The organism is Gardnerella sp. c10Ua_31, assembly GCF_055700915.1.
In genome coordinates, this window is sequence record NZ_JANUYG010000001.1 from 133,283 (window position 1) to 147,565 (window position 14,283).

12 protein-coding genes are annotated in these 14,283 nt (G+C 41.0%); 4 read left to right on the top strand and 8 right to left on the bottom strand.

Annotation, left to right across the window (positions count from 1 at the left end; genetic code table 11):
- Positions 1–13: 13 nt before the first annotated feature.
- From NYP55_RS00560 to NYP55_RS00585, 6 genes are all read right to left on the bottom strand, one after another.
- On the bottom strand, positions 14–2,611 hold the full coding sequence (locus NYP55_RS00560; protein ID WP_004130742.1) for an ATP-dependent Clp protease ATP-binding subunit: 2,598 nt from the start codon (positions 2,609–2,611) through the stop codon (positions 14–16).
- An 82-nt stretch (positions 2,612–2,693) separates the two neighbouring features.
- A complete protein-coding gene (locus tag NYP55_RS00565) occupies positions 2,694–3,899 on the bottom strand; it encodes a DUF3027 domain-containing protein (RefSeq protein ID WP_020758987.1) in 1,206 nt (401 codons plus the stop codon).
- An 18-nt stretch (positions 3,900–3,917) separates the two neighbouring features.
- Positions 3,918–4,307 carry a cold-shock protein gene (locus NYP55_RS00570; RefSeq protein WP_115793912.1) on the bottom strand — a complete coding sequence of 130 codons (390 nt, stop codon included), beginning with the start codon at positions 4,305–4,307 and terminating at the stop codon, positions 3,918–3,920.
- A gap of 121 nt (positions 4,308–4,428) precedes the next feature.
- The gene (locus tag NYP55_RS00575) at positions 4,429–6,450 is read right to left on the bottom strand and encodes a sensor histidine kinase (protein WP_472781409.1); all 2,022 of its coding nucleotides are present in this window, start codon (positions 6,448–6,450) and stop codon (positions 4,429–4,431) included.
- 2 nt (positions 6,451–6,452) lie between these two features.
- Entirely contained in the window at positions 6,453–7,193 is a 741-nt protein-coding gene (locus NYP55_RS00580) for a response regulator transcription factor (protein ID WP_004130734.1), read from the bottom strand.
- A 60-nt stretch (positions 7,194–7,253) separates the two neighbouring features.
- A complete protein-coding gene (locus tag NYP55_RS00585; RefSeq protein WP_032812836.1) occupies positions 7,254–7,988 on the bottom strand; it encodes a TPM domain-containing protein in 735 nt (244 codons plus the stop codon).
- A 162-nt stretch (positions 7,989–8,150) separates the two neighbouring features.
- Between NYP55_RS00585 and NYP55_RS00590 the strand changes: the two genes are divergently transcribed.
- The gene (locus tag NYP55_RS00590; RefSeq protein WP_004130730.1) at positions 8,151–8,444 is read left to right on the top strand and encodes a WXG100 family type VII secretion target; all 294 of its coding nucleotides are present in this window, start codon (positions 8,151–8,153) and stop codon (positions 8,442–8,444) included.
- Between the two features lie 114 nt (positions 8,445–8,558).
- Here NYP55_RS00590 and groL read toward each other — a convergent pair whose 3' ends face one another.
- Positions 8,559–10,184 (bottom strand): chaperonin GroEL, encoded by a 1,626-nt coding sequence (gene groL, locus NYP55_RS00595; RefSeq protein ID WP_004133211.1) that lies wholly within the window; start codon positions 10,182–10,184, stop codon positions 8,559–8,561.
- Between the two features lie 323 nt (positions 10,185–10,507).
- Positions 10,508–11,188: a LytR C-terminal domain-containing protein gene (locus NYP55_RS00600; RefSeq protein WP_004133213.1), complete on the bottom strand. Its 681-nt coding sequence runs from the start codon at positions 11,186–11,188 to the stop codon at positions 10,508–10,510.
- Positions 11,189–11,321: 133 nt separating this feature from the next.
- On the opposite strand from NYP55_RS00600, the gene NYP55_RS00605 reads away from it, so the two are divergent.
- The 3 genes from NYP55_RS00605 to NYP55_RS00615 all read left to right on the top strand — a co-directional run bounded on the left by NYP55_RS00605 (position 11,322) and on the right by NYP55_RS00615 (position 14,282).
- On the top strand, positions 11,322–12,023 hold the full coding sequence (locus NYP55_RS00605; protein WP_101896584.1) for a uracil-DNA glycosylase: 702 nt from the start codon (positions 11,322–11,324) through the stop codon (positions 12,021–12,023).
- A gap of 109 nt (positions 12,024–12,132) precedes the next feature.
- On the top strand, positions 12,133–13,269 hold the full coding sequence (locus NYP55_RS00610) for an AAA family ATPase (protein ID WP_180946727.1): 1,137 nt from the start codon (positions 12,133–12,135) through the stop codon (positions 13,267–13,269).
- Entirely contained in the window at positions 13,266–14,282 is a 1,017-nt protein-coding gene (locus tag NYP55_RS00615) for a DUF58 domain-containing protein (protein WP_472781410.1), read from the top strand. Before NYP55_RS00610 ends, NYP55_RS00615 begins: the two co-directional genes overlap by 4 nt.
- Position 14,283 lies beyond the last annotated feature (1 nt).

Sequence of the window (14,283 nt, forward strand, 5' to 3'; positions counted from 1 at the left end):
CTTAATTGTACAACTAAGACTCCGATTCGACTTTAGAAGCGGAATCAGAGTCAGCTAATTTAGCTGACTCAGTTGATTCAGAAGAATCGCTGGAATCAGTGGATTCAGCCGACTTAGAGTCGCTGCATGCGGAATCAAACTTCTTACCGCGGAAAATAAATTCTCCAAGCAACCCTTCGCCTTCGGCATCCACCTCAACGCACTCGCCGTCTGTTAAATCGCCAAGCAGAATCTTCTCGCTAATAGCATCCTCGATGTCTCGCTGAATAACTCTACGCAATGGCCTTGCTCCAAGAAGCGGGTCAAAGCCCTTCTGCGCAAGAAGATTCTTAGCTTCATCTGTAAGCTCCAAAGCCATATGACGCTCAAACAAGCGGTCGTTCAAACGCTTAACATCTAAGTCAACAATTTGACGAACCTCTGGCTCAGTAAGCTGACGGAACACAATAGTATCGTCTAAACGGTTAAGGAACTCTGGGCGGAATTGACGCTTAAGCTCGGAATTAACTTGATCCTTCATACGCTGATAAGAAGCATCCGCGTTATTACCAAGGCTAAATCCTGTGTTTGCTGCCTTAGCAATATCTCGAGTACCAAGATTCGTAGTCAAGATAATAATAGTGTTCTTAAAATCAACTTTTCGGCCTTGACCATCTGTTAAGTGGCCATCATCCAAAACTTGCAACAACGTGTTGAAAATATCTGGATGCGCCTTCTCAATCTCGTCGAACAAAACCACAGAGAATGGCTTTCTACGAACCTTCTCCGTAAGCTCGCCACCTTCCTCGTAGCCAACATAGCCTGGAGGAGCACCAAAAAGACGCGAAGCTGCATACTTTTCTGCAAACTCCGACATATCTACGCGAATAAGCGCATCGTCGTCGTCAAACAAGAACTGAGCCAAAGTCTTAGCAAGCTCAGTTTTACCAACACCAGTAGGGCCAGCAAAAATAAACGAGCCAGCAGGACGCTTTGGATCCTTCAAGCCCACTCGAGCACGACGAATCGAGCGAGAAAGCGCACAAACAGCCTCATCTTGACCAATAATGCGCTTATGCAGTTCTGCTTCCATGCCAAGCAGCTTTTTAGACTCTGCTTGCGTGAGCTTAACAACAGGAATACCAGTTGTATTAGAAACAACAGATGCAATCACATCTTCGTCTACAACCATATTCACATTGGATTCGCCTTCGCGCCAAGCTTGCTCTTTAATCTTACGATCTTCTTCAAGCTTCTCTTGCTCATCTCGCAAGTCGGCAGCTTTTTCAAAATCTTGATTCTTAATAGCTTCGTCTTTTTTATCGGAAAGCTTAGAAATCTTAGAATCAAGTTCTTTAAGCTCTGAAGGCTCTGTTAAGCGCTTAATTCGCAATCGAGCACCAGCTTCGTCAATCAAGTCAATCGCCTTATCTGGCAAATTGCGATCTTGAATGTATCGAGCAGACATTTCTGCTGCAGATTGCAAAGCACCATCCGTAATGGTTACATGATGATGATTCTCGTAACGCGCGCGCAAGCCCTTTAGAATTTCAATTGTCTCTGCAATAGAAGGCTCTTGAACCTGAATTGGCTGGAATCTGCGTTCCAAAGCCGCATCCTTTTCAATATACTTTCTATATTCATCTGTAGTTGTAGCGCCAATCGTTTGCATCTCGCCGCGCGCAAGCATAGGCTTAAGCATATCTGAAGCGCCCAAAGCGCCATCAGCAGCACCCGCGCCAACAATAGTGTGAATCTCGTCAATAAATAGAACAATATCTCCGCGAGTCTTAATCTCTTTAAGCACCTTCTTTAAGCGCTCTTCAAAATCGCCACGGTAACGAGAGCCTGCAACCATTGAGCCAAGATCAAGAGAATAAACTTGCTTACCCTTTAAAGTTTCTGGAACATCTCCAGCAACAATCTTTTGTGCAAGACCTTCTACAACAGCTGTTTTACCAACGCCTGGCTCGCCAATAAGAACAGGATTATTCTTTGTTCTACGAGAAAGCACAACCATAACACGCTCAATTTCTTTAGAGCGTCCAATAACAGGGTCAAGCTTGCCTTGTTGAGCTTCGTTAGTAAGATTTCTTCCAAACTGATCTAAAAGAGCAGAACCAGACTGATTGCGTTTATCTTGAACTCCACCAGCATTTGCAAGATCGGCACCTTGACTGTCTGCTGGAATGCCAGAATTGCCACGAATCAAATCCATTGCCGTGCTACGAAGATCTCCTAAATCAACCTCCATTTTAATAAGCACTTGCGTTCCAACGCCTTCGCCTTCTCTAATAAGGCCTAAAAGAATATGCTCAGTACCAATATAACTATGACCAAGTTGCAAAGCTTCACGCAAACTAAGCTCAAGCACCTGCTTAGCATGCGGAGTAAAAGGTATGTGGCCATTAGGCGAAACAGTGCCCGTGCCAATCATCTCTTTTACTTGTTTGCGAGTACCGTCTAAATCTACGCCTTTTGCGCTCAAAGCTTTCGCTGCTATTCCTTCGCCTTCTCTAATAAGGCCTAAAAGAATATGCTCCGTACCAATGTAGTTATGCTGAAGAGCGCGCGCTTCTTCTTGCGCTAGCACAATAACACGCCGAGCGCGGTCAGTAAACCGTTCAAACATAATTGCCTTCCGTTTTTATCCTTGTTCCATGGTAACGAGTTGCCATGACTCTAGAGCAATGCTCTCTATAGAATCCGTGGGACTAATCGTTTGGTTGCGGATTATTATTTGAGTCAAAATTATCTTCAGATTCTGCATTATCTACGATTTGTGCACTGCTTTTTGATTCTGCAACATCTTCATATTGCAAACCACTATTATTATTTGCAATATCTTCACCCTCATTGCGCAAACCATCGTCATCATGCTCTTTACTATCTTGATTATTTTCATCCAAAACGCGCTTACGCCTTGACTTGCGATTTTCTTTGCTATCTTCAATCGCTTCTTCTATAAGCTCAACATCTGCACGTTCTTCTCTAGGCGTTTGAGGAACAATCTCAATGTGATAATCGTCATAAGCAGGCTCTGATTGAACCCAAAGCTGCGATGGCTCAGGAGGCGCTATTTCGGAATGTTCTCCGCATCCATGATCAAGCGCAACTACTCGCCCATCGTCTGGGCTCCACATATTTGCGCAAACTCCAAACATGTTTCCAAGACTTCCCGCAAGAGGAATCATAAATCCACATGACGAGCAAGCTTTTCCATCTGCAATCTTAGTAGAAAGCGACTTTGGCCCATGTTGACCCGCATACCATCTTTTTGCAGTTTGAGCTATAGCCTGAGCAGTCATAACTCTTTTTCGAGTTAAGCGGAAAGTTTCAACAGCATCTTCAAAATCTTCTTTTGACTCCCCATTTTCAAGATTTTCATCATCTTCTGCACTTGCGTTATCTGTATTATATGCGCTTTTGCTATCCGAACTATCTGAACTATCCGCGCTATTTTCGCTATTTTCGCTATTTGCATCGTTATTAGTGTTTTCACTATCTTTAGCGCATTGCGAACCATCTTCAGATGCATTATTTTCTTGAATACCATCAAGCTTAACTCCATCTTCAAGCCTGGAGTCATCTTCTGCAGTGCCGATTGAATCCATAACCGAAAGATCCGTAGGCCTAAGTCTATCTTTCCAAGGAACCCAAGGAGGAGGAAGTAACGAATCTTCAGTTGGAGCAAGACTAGACTCGTTAACAGTCCAACGACCAGCATCTTCATCATGATACAGCGTTACCGACCATTGCCAGCCTTCATAGCCAAGCATAGTGCAAGCAAAACGGAAATCAGTAACATTACTACCAAGATTCGTTTTGCCTACAAAATCGCCTACAGCGTTTTTGCGCTCCGAAGTTTCCACAGCAACTTCATAAGCAAGCTCCTGCGGATTTATTACTTCATCTTCCATAAAAAATCCTGTTAACTATTAATCTTGTACGTCAAAATTATCTGCTACAGCACGCAACAAATGAGCAAGCTTTTTAGATTCTGCACTAGATGGATAATGGCGTCTGCGCAAGCCGTTGCCAGCAGAGTCCAAAAGCTTAATAAGGTCTTCTACGATTGCAGCCATATCTTCTGCTTTTGGCCTTGTAGCTTTTACAAGCGAAGGAGCAGAAGCTACGAGTGTAAGTCCCATTGCTTGCGGGCCTTTGCGCCCTTCTATAACAGAAAATTCCACACGCATACCTTTACGCAATTCCTTTATTGACGATGGCAACGCAGAAGAAGGCAAAAATACATCCTTGCCATCTTCATCTACTATAAAGCCATATCCCTTTTGGGAATCATACCAACGAACACGCCCGTTGGGCATAACACACCTCACTCAAATTCACTAAACTTTATGCGAATCATCAATTCTACTACATCCATATAACTCTACAGATTCACACTTTTTTAATTGTAGCGCATGAATCTAGAACAACCTAAATAATCTAAGCAATCTTCTTGTTTTCAACATCACTAATAGAGCCACTTGTAAGCATTTTATTCGATTTATCTACATTACTTTCTTTGCTCGCATTATCGTTATTATCGTTATTATCGTTATTATCACTATTATCGTCAATAATAACTTTTGGCAACACAACTGTAAGAGTTAAACCGTGAGGCTTAGAATCCAAAGATTCATCTCCATTCATTGTTATGTCTGCAGAAATATCTGTAGCAAAATCATCTTGGCTAGTTCTATACGCACAAGACGTTGTTGCGCAAATCAAACCGCGATGAGCTTTAACAATAGATTGTGCAATAGACATGCCTAAGCCTGTACCGCCTTTTTCTCTAGCTCTAGAAGGATCAGCAATATAGAAACGCTCAAAAATATGAGGCAGCGATTCTTCTGGAACTCCAGGGCCGTGATCAACAACCCTTATAACAACATAAGAACTGCCAGCACCTGTTGATTGGCTAACTTCTGCAGCTTCCAAAAAGTCCTTAAGAGACTTAGAAACAGAGCTCATTTTTTGCAAAGCTTCTGGAGTAATCGAAGCTTTAAAAATTCCCATTCCGATTTCTACAGGAGAATCACTTGGAGTATAACGATGAATGTTGCCAACAATATTAGTAAGAACTTGACGCAACCTTGCTCCATCGCCTTTTATAGTAACGTTAGGAAGCGAGCCCGGAGTAAAAATAAACTTTCTATCAAGATTACAATTTGTAGGCTTAGAGCAATCCATTAGCTTTAAGTCGTCTGCTAAATACAATGTTCCTTGCTGCACAACTCTAACTTGATCAAGCGCGCGCAAATCATTAGCAGCATCTTTAAGAATTGGAGTTACATTAACAGTTTGAGAAACATTGATTCCTCGCCCCTCATCAAATCGCGCTAGCGAAAGCAAATCTTCAACAAGCTCCGTCATTCTTTCGCTAGAAGCCTTAATGTGAGCAATTGAATCATCAGCCTTATCTTGCTGACCAGCAACGTCTCTCCACATGTAATACAATTCTGCATAACCGTGAATCGCAGCTAGTGGCGTTCTAAGCTCGTGACTTGCATCCGAAACAAAACGTTTCATTTTTTCTGTCATTGCTTCTTGATCGTTAAAGCCTTGCTCAATTCTAGAAAGCATTGAATTTAAGCTTGCTGCCAAAGACCCAACTTCCGTGTTTTCTGGAGCAGATGGAACTCGTCTGCTTAAATCTCCAGAAGCAATTTTAGAAGCTGTTTTTTCTATTCTTTTTAGCGGAACAAGAGTTGATTGAATAATCAAAGCAGACAAAACTGCACCAAGCAAAATAACAGTTATACTAACCATTAAACAATAGCGCGTAAGAGTATTTAGAGTATCCATTTGGTCGCTTAGAGAAAGCGCTATATAAACGTAACCTCTAACGCGCATTTCGGAGTTGTAACCACTGCGATTACCCCATGTAAGAACTAGTACGCGCCACGGCGACTGAGCAACCTTTGCAGTTGCTTCATCAACGCTTTTAAGGTCGCCATGAACAACAGCAGGAGATGTAAACGGCTTTCTTTTTATAACAACGCTGTTGATTTCTCCATCTTCTGGCAGCGTTGGCATAGAAACAACGTCTCCTTTAAGCGGAGGAACCAAAGGCGTTGTAATAATTTTGTTATTAGTGTCTCGAATTTGCAAGAAATAGTCATTTGGACCAACAGTTGGATCTTTTGAATCCTTTTTTCTAAGCAAATCAATATTGTCGTAAATAAGCTGGGCTTGATCTGCCAACTGAGCATCGGTTTTATCTAGCAAATAGCTTCCAACTAATTGCCTAATCGACAATGATATGCAAAATGCTGCAATAGTTAAAACTACAAGCGTACATGCCACTAATCGAGTGCTTAACGGTATTGCATCTAGATGTTTACGTATCCATTTTGCTGCTTTATGCTTTTTATTAGGATTATTGTTTTTGCTTTTATAATCCGCATTTGCATTAGCAACTTCTGGATTATAAATAGCGACTTCCGCAGACTTGCCACTATTCATAATCAGGCTTGACCCGCCTTTGGTACGCGAATCATGTAACCAATTCCACGCTTAGTTTCAATAAGTGGAACAACTTTCTCTATAGAGCCATCGTCATTCTTAATCTCAATACCGTCGATTTTCTTTCTAAGATAAGAAATATAGGATTCAACGATTGCTGCGTCTCCACCCCAATCGTATTGCCAAACGTGATTAAGAATCTGGCTTTTAGACAACACTCTGCCTTCGTTATCCATTAAGTAATGCAAAAGCTTGTATTCCGTAGGACTTAGCTCGATTGGAACTCCAGCTCTAGAAACATCGTGCGAGTCCTCATTAATCTCTAAATCTGCAACGCGCACAACAGGGGTGTCTTCTTCTGGCTCTTGAGTTCTGCGCAAAATCGCACGAATTCTAGCAACTACTTCTTCTAGGCTAAAAGGTTTTGTAACGTAGTCATCTCCACCAACTGTTAAACCCATAATCTTATCTTGAGTATCATCTCTAGCTGTAAGAAACAGCACTGGCACTACCACACCATTTTGGCGGATTCGCCTTGTAACAGTAAACCCATCAATATCTGGTAGCATAACGTCCATAACAATAAGATCTGGATGAACGCGCTCTATAACCTCGATTGCTTCCGATCCAGAGGCAGCGGTTTCTACGTCAAATCCAGCAAAGTGCAACGATGCAACCAAAAGTTCACGAATTGAAGGTTCGTCATCGACCACAACAATAGATGCTTCTACATTCTTACCCATACTGTTTAGCATCACTTATAAAGCTGAATGTTTCCTGAGTGTTTCCTGGAAAAAATAATTTTATTTATGCGATGCGTGCCTACGCTTAGCTTTTCTAAATCCTAGTTTAACTTGCTTTAGCACATAATTTCTTCTATAAAGTACAATCGCAACAATTACAAACAATGCTGCAATCACAACAATCATAACAATAGTTGCAATAATACTTGTTGAAGGCGTAACCGCTGTTTTTTTAGCTCTAGAAATCTGCTTCATAAGCAAAATCGCAGACTTAGCCCAGTCAGCACCTTGCGCGTTAACTAATGGCCTGTAAGCTGCATCCGACAATAAGTCAACCGTTGTTTTTCTTTTAAGCCATTCATCGGAATTAGGCGAAACTGCAACAACAAGCCTTCCATCATGAGTAGCAATTGCTAAAAGAACAGTGTTTGGAGCTGGATTCGTGCTTGTCAATAAATCGCTAGCCCACTTTGATGGGTCTTTGCTGCCGCTAAAATTAGCTAAGTAAAGAAGGCGCACAGATACGCCTGTTTGCTTTTTTGTGCTAGCAATCATATCGGAAACTTTTGCAACGGAATCCCCTAGAAGATTTTCCGTATCTGTAATTGAATCAGTAGCAACAATGCCATAATTATTAGAACTTTTATTTGCTAGATCACCATTTTTTGATTCATCTTCCGCAAAAGCAATGCTTGCAAATAAAGCAATTTGGCTTAAAAACGCAAGCATTATAAGTGCGCATAAGCCTTTAACCACATTAGTAAAAAAATCTTTGTCATAATCGCTTAATGGCATATATTCATAATACCGTGTTTTTAGATTACAAGAAACAATAGCAAAATTGAGTTTTAGACGCATCTTTCTGTACAAGCACATTCTATACAAGCATTAGAGAACACGGAAATAAAAAAAAAACATAGAAAAACGCATACATTTACAAACATTAAGGAGTAAAAAATGTCACAATTTAGAGTAGACTCAGAGCAAATTCAGCAATCTGCCGCAGCAGTCGGATCTTCGATTAATGCGATTCGAGATGCAACAAATGGAATGTACGCAAATCTACAGCAATTACAAAGCGTGTGGACTGGCCCTGCTGCAACTCAGTTTGCAACAACCGCTGGGCAATGGCGTGCAGCACACCAACAAATGGAGCAATCTCTAGAGGCAATTCAATTAGCAATGCAAAATGTTTCTAACATTTACATGGATACAGAAGCACAAGCAACTTCCTTGTTTGCAATGAACTAAACAAAAGTCACAAATCACAAAAACAAAAACAAAAACAAACATGAGCGGCAAAGTCAAAACTTTACCGCTCATGTATTGATAACTAAACAGACTCAATCAAAGAGTTAATTTAATTTAGTAGCCCATCTCTGCGCCGCCTGCAGGAGCTGCAGCTGGCTTTTCTGGCTTATTTGCAACAACAGCTTCGGTTGTTAAGAACAAACCAGCAATAGAAGCAGCATTCTGTAGAGCAGAACGAGTTACCTTAACTGGGTCGGTAACGCCAGCAGCCATCAAATCTTCGTAAGCGTTGGTTGCAGCGTTAAAGCCTTGGCCTTCTGGAAGCTCGCGAACCTTGTTAAGAACAACATCTCCAGAAACACCGCTATTTTGAGCAATCTGCTTGATTGGAGCTTCTACAGCGCGGAACACGATTGCAGCGCCAGTAGCTTCTTCGCCCTTAAGATTTGCGACTTCGGCAGACTTCTCAACCTTTGCAGCAGCTTGAACAAGAGCAACGCCACCACCTGGGAGCAAGCCCTCTTCGATTGCAGCCTTAGCGTTACGCACTGCATCTTCAATGCGATGCTTGCGCTCCTTGGCTTCTACTTCTGTAGCAGCGCCAACCTTAATAACGGCAACTCCACCAGCAAGCTTTGCAAGACGCTCCTGAAGCTTTTCGCGATCGTAATCGGAATCGGTATTTTCGATTTCGCCGCGAATCTGAGCAACACGAGCCTCAACGTCTTCCTTAGAGCCAGCACCAGAAACAATAGTTGTTTCATCCTTAGAAACAATCACCTTAGATGCATGACCAAACACAGATGCATCGATAGAATCAAGCTTTAAGCCAAGGTCGTCAGAAACAACCTGAGCGCCAGTCAAAATTGCCATATCTTGCAACATTGCCTTGCGACGATCGCCAAAGCCTGGAGCCTTAACAGCTACAGTGTTGAAAGTGCCACGAATCTTGTTAAGAACAAGAGTTGGCAAAGCTTCGCCATCAACATCTTCCGCAATAATAAGCAATGGCTTACCAGACTTCATAACAAGTTCTGCAACATGAACAATGTCTTGCTGGCTAGAAACCTTGCCAGAAGTGAGCAAAATGTATGGATCTTCCAAAACAGCAGTCTGATCTTCTGCGTTAGTTACAAAGTAAGGAGAAATGTAACCCTTATCAAAGCGCATGCCTTCTGTAAAGTCCAAATCAAGACCAAACTTGTTGTTGTCTTCAACAGTAACAACGCCGTCTTGACCAACCTTATCTAGAGCTTCTGCAATCTTTTCGCCAACTTCTGGGTCGGCAGCAGAAATCGTAGCAGTAGCAGCGATTTGATCCTTTGTTTCAACATCTTTAGCAGACGCAAGCAATTCCTTAACAATTGCTTCGGAAGCTTTTTCAATGCCGCGGCGAAGAGCAATTGGATTGCTACCAGCAACAACGTTCTTTAAGCCTTCGTGCACCAAAGACTGAGCCAAAACAGTAGCGGTTGTAGTGCCGTCGCCTGCAACGTCATCAGTCTTCTTAGCAACTTCCTTAACTAATTCAGCACCAATACGCTCGTATGGGTCTTCAAGGTCAATCTCTTTAGCGATTGAAACGCCATCATTAGTGATTGTTGGAGCGCCGTAAGACTTATCTAGAACTACGTTACGACCCTTTGGTCCAAGAGTGACCTTTACTGTATTTGCAAGCTTATCAAGACCAGCAAGCATACCCTGGCGGGCATCCTCTTCATAGGCAATAATCTTTGCCATTATTCCTCCACATAAATTAACTATGGACACTCACTCATGCTTCTTTTAGCTAATCAACCGTCAGCTGTTGACTAAACCGTTAAACTGAGTGCTAAATGAAGATTAGCACTCTACATGCCCGAGTGCCAACTATAATCAAAAATCTATAGAAAAAATCTATAGTATAAAATCAAAAATAGCCAATCAAAAAGCCACTTATTGTAGTTTTTCAATTGACTATTTAAGTATTTATTTATTAATCAAATTTATTACATCACTTGTTGCGTCACTTATTTAATGCACTCGCACATATGCAATCGCACACATGCAATCTAATTGCACATTTACTTGCACAAAACAACAACAATAGTGGTTGCTATTTGATTTGCAGGCTCAACATTGCTAATTCCAAGCGTCTTAGCAATATCTTCAGCAGCAGATCGATTCTCGTCTCCCTTATACCAAACAACGGAATCAGCAGGAACGTTTCCAGAAGGATTTGCAGCTTCTACGCTTGCATAGCCTGCTTGCTTAAGCTTTGCTGCTTCTTGAGCCGCATGACCCTGAATCTTTGTTGCGTTAACAACTCTTACTGGAACAGTCTTGTTAATAGGTTGTTCAGAAGAATTTGAGTCGCTTGCATTATTGTCTTTAGAATCCTTAGAGCTATTATCATTTTTATCTGTTTTGTTTGACTTATCTTCTTTTACTGGATCTCTATCTTCGTCTGAATCGTCATTAGCATTATCAGACTTGCTCTTGTGCTCATCAATCTTACCGCTCTTAACGTTAGAAGACTTAGCAGTTGTTGACTGATTTGCACTCCAAGGCAAACGAATATTGTTGATTTCTCCAGACATAATAGCCCACGCAAAAACGCCTAAAATAACAGCTACAGCTATGACTACTACATATGGGAGCAATACAGCATACCAAGCGCGATTTCCGCGATGAACACCAACAGGGCCTTCTGGTGGATTATCAAAAGCATCTGGCGTAAACGACACGTTCTGCTTATGCGCCATAATTGCATCCCTTCTAAAAACTATCTAAACAATATGAATCCATATTAGCGAATGCCGCGCACAAAGCGTAAAAAATTTATTTATTTTTATATTTGATTTTGGATTTATCGCCCTTGTTTTAGAGTTGATAATCATGAATATTAAGAATAGAAAATCTTTGCACGAACTAATAGACCCAGATTGGGCAAATGCTCTTGAGCCAGTTGAACCGCAAATCCACAAAATGGGAGACTTCTTGCGCGAAGAGATGGCATGCGGAAGGCGATTTTTGCCAGAAAGTCATAATATTCTTAGAGCTTTTACTATTCCATTTAATCAAATAAAAGTTCTTATTGTTGGCCAAGACCCATACCCTACTCCAGGCCACCCCGTTGGTCTTAGTTTTTGTGTAGATGCTCGTGTTAAACCGTTGCCTAAAAGTCTGACTAATATTTACAAAGAATTAGTTAGCGACTTAAACGTTCTAATGCCTAAAAATGGCGATTTAACACCTTGGACTAAGCAAGGCGTAATGCTTTTGAACAGATGCCTTAGCGTAGAAGCTGGAAAAGCTAATAGTCATCAAGGAAAAGGCTGGGAACAAATCACAGATGCTGCAATAACAGCATTAAATAATCGTAAAGATGCTAATGGCAAACCACTTCCACTTGTGGCTATTCTTTGGGGCAGAAACGCTCAAAGCCTAGCACCTCTTCTTACAAATGCAATAATTATTCAATCCCCTCATCCAAGCCCACTTTCTGCTTCAAGAGGATTTTTTGGATCAAAGCCATTTTCTAGAGCAAATCAAGCATTAATATCTCTAGGCGCAACACCAATTGACTGGAGTTTATAGAAATCTAAAGCACATAGCAAGCTGGAGTTTATAGAAAAACGAGTAAAGACTTGCCAAAAATAGAAACTAAAAACATCTAAGGTAGCGCATATCGGTTAAAATAAAACGCATGGCATTATTCCCTCCACAACCAAATAGTCAAAATAATAGCGAAAATACTGGTGTTTTCTCTCTTCCACCTCAACCGCGCATACCTGCTTCTAATGGTGTTGCTTCTAGCACAATAGACGAAGTAAATCAGCCAATATCTGCAGGCGTGTCTAACGAAAGCATTAAAAAAGCACAGCAAATAGCTGCCATTCTTCGCTCCAGATTCACGCAAACGCTTGTAGGCCAAGATTCACTTAGAGAATCACTTATTTTGACGCTTATTGCTGGGGGCCACATTCTTATTGAATCAGTTCCAGGACTTGCAAAAACAACTGCTGCGCAGACTCTTGCAACAGCTATGTCTGGAAGTTTTAAGCGAATTCAATGCACTCCTGATTTAATGCCAGCAGACTTAGTTGGAACACAAGTTTTTGACTTTGCTTCTCAAAGATTTACCACACAAATCGGCCCTATTCACGCAAACGTGATTCTTTTAGACGAAATCAATCGTTCTAACGCAAAAACACAATCCGCTATGCTAGAAGCAATGGCCGAAGGCGCAACAACAATAGGCGGGGAACGCATTAATCTGCCTCAGCCTTTTATGGTTATTGCTACGCAAAATCCTATTGAAGAAGAAGGCACTTTTAATCTTCCAGAAGCTCAAATGGATCGTTTTATGCTTAAAGCAGTTATGACTTATCCTTCGCCTAGCGAAGAAGTAAGTATGCTAGAGCTTCTAACAAACAGAGGAAGTGACGTTTTTAATCCTCAAACGCTTAATAGTCAAAAAATAAGTTTGCAAGATGTTACTTTTTTGCGCGCAGCTGCTAAGCGAGTGCATGTTTCGGAAGCTGTTATGAACTATGCTGTAGATATTGTTGCAACTTCTAGAGGCCAAGGAAGTCATCCTCTTAAAACTATTTCTTCGCTAGTTAGAATGGGAGCAAGCCCTAGAGCTTCTATTGCTTTGATCCGCATTGGTCAAGCTCAAGCTTTGCTTTCTGGAAGAGATTACGTTATTCCAGAAGATGTTAAAAAGTTTGCTCACGAAGTTCTTAGACACAGAATTCTTTTGACTTTTGAAGCTTTAGCGGATTCGATTACTAGCGATCAAGTTATTGATGCAATAGTGAAGACGGTTCCTGCACCATGATTTTTGCAAAACTGCTTAACGCTTATTCTCATCCAACTTTTTTTGCTAATAATGCTAAAAGAAGTTTGCTATGCTCCGATTCGTCTAAAAAAGTTAGAAGAAAAATCGAAGTGTTGGACAATCGCCTAAATTTACCACTTGCAAAAAAATCTTTAAGCATTTTCGAAGGAGAACATCCTTCTAGTCAAAAATTTGGCAATGGCGACTTAGTAGACGTTCACGCGTGGCAGCCTGGAGACGAAGCCAGAATGATTAATTGGAAAGCCAGCGCAAGAGTTGGCGAGCCGATGGTTTCTTCCAGGCAGCGCGAATCTTCTTCTAAAACTTGGATTCTTGTGGATTCTAGCGTAAATATGAATGCTTCTTGCGCATCTAAAAGCAATGAGTACTTATATGAGACTGCTTCTAACACAGCATGCTTTTTTGCGTCTTTAAGCTTAAAACGCAACGATTCGCTTAATTGCGCTTTATTTGATGGAGATAATATTTTAAGAATCCCATCTTGCAGGAATCTTCCTGATTTTGAACGTAGCTTAGATATTTCACTATGCAATGCACGCAAAAAGACTAGAAACACAAATGCAATTATTGATTTTGCTAATTCGATTACGCAAAAACATAGTTTAATCGTAATAATTACGGACGAATACGCTATTTTGCAAAAACATTTTAATGATTTACAAAAAATCGCAAGTTTACATTCTTTAATAGTTGTAACAATAAATCCTGTAAACCCATTTAGCGCGTCTAAAAATATTCCAATAGTTGATGGAACAACTATGCGCAAAATACCAGCGTTTTTAATAGATGATTCATGCGCTAAAGAAGTAAAAGCACATAGAACATTTGTAAACGACGCTTTGCACGAGTGCTTAAATACTTCTAAAGCTTGCCTTATACGAGGGTCTTCCAGCAACCAAATATTTCATTCTTTAGCTAAATTTATTTGCAACGCAACTTTGCAAAATAGCGTTTTTAATGTTAAGAAAAATCAAGATTTACTTTTGGATTAGT

Excerpts from the sequence above, each read along its gene's own strand:
- NYP55_RS00560 (WP_004130742.1), bottom strand. The coding sequence starts at position 2,611 with ATGTTTGAACGGTTTACTGACCGCGCTCGGCGTGTTATTGTGCTAGCG.
- NYP55_RS00565 (WP_020758987.1), bottom strand. The coding sequence starts at position 3,899 with ATGGAAGATGAAGTAATAAATCCGCAGGAGCTTGCTTATGAAGTTGCT.
- NYP55_RS00570 (WP_115793912.1), bottom strand. The coding sequence starts at position 4,307 with ATGCCCAACGGGCGTGTTCGTTGGTATGATTCCCAAAAGGGATATGGC.
- NYP55_RS00575 (WP_472781409.1), bottom strand. The coding sequence starts at position 6,450 with ATGAATAGTGGCAAGTCTGCGGAAGTCGCTATTTATAATCCAGAAGTT.
- NYP55_RS00580 (WP_004130734.1), bottom strand. The coding sequence starts at position 7,193 with ATGGGTAAGAATGTAGAAGCATCTATTGTTGTGGTCGATGACGAACCT.
- NYP55_RS00585 (WP_032812836.1), bottom strand. The coding sequence starts at position 7,988 with ATGCCATTAAGCGATTATGACAAAGATTTTTTTACTAATGTGGTTAAA.
- NYP55_RS00590 (WP_004130730.1), top strand. The coding sequence starts at position 8,151 with ATGTCACAATTTAGAGTAGACTCAGAGCAAATTCAGCAATCTGCCGCA.
- groL (WP_004133211.1), bottom strand. The coding sequence starts at position 10,184 with ATGGCAAAGATTATTGCCTATGAAGAGGATGCCCGCCAGGGTATGCTT.
- NYP55_RS00600 (WP_004133213.1), bottom strand. The coding sequence starts at position 11,188 with ATGGCGCATAAGCAGAACGTGTCGTTTACGCCAGATGCTTTTGATAAT.
- NYP55_RS00605 (WP_101896584.1), top strand. The coding sequence starts at position 11,322 with ATGAATATTAAGAATAGAAAATCTTTGCACGAACTAATAGACCCAGAT.
- NYP55_RS00610 (WP_180946727.1), top strand. The coding sequence starts at position 12,133 with ATGGCATTATTCCCTCCACAACCAAATAGTCAAAATAATAGCGAAAAT.
- NYP55_RS00615 (WP_472781410.1), top strand. The coding sequence starts at position 13,266 with ATGATTTTTGCAAAACTGCTTAACGCTTATTCTCATCCAACTTTTTTT.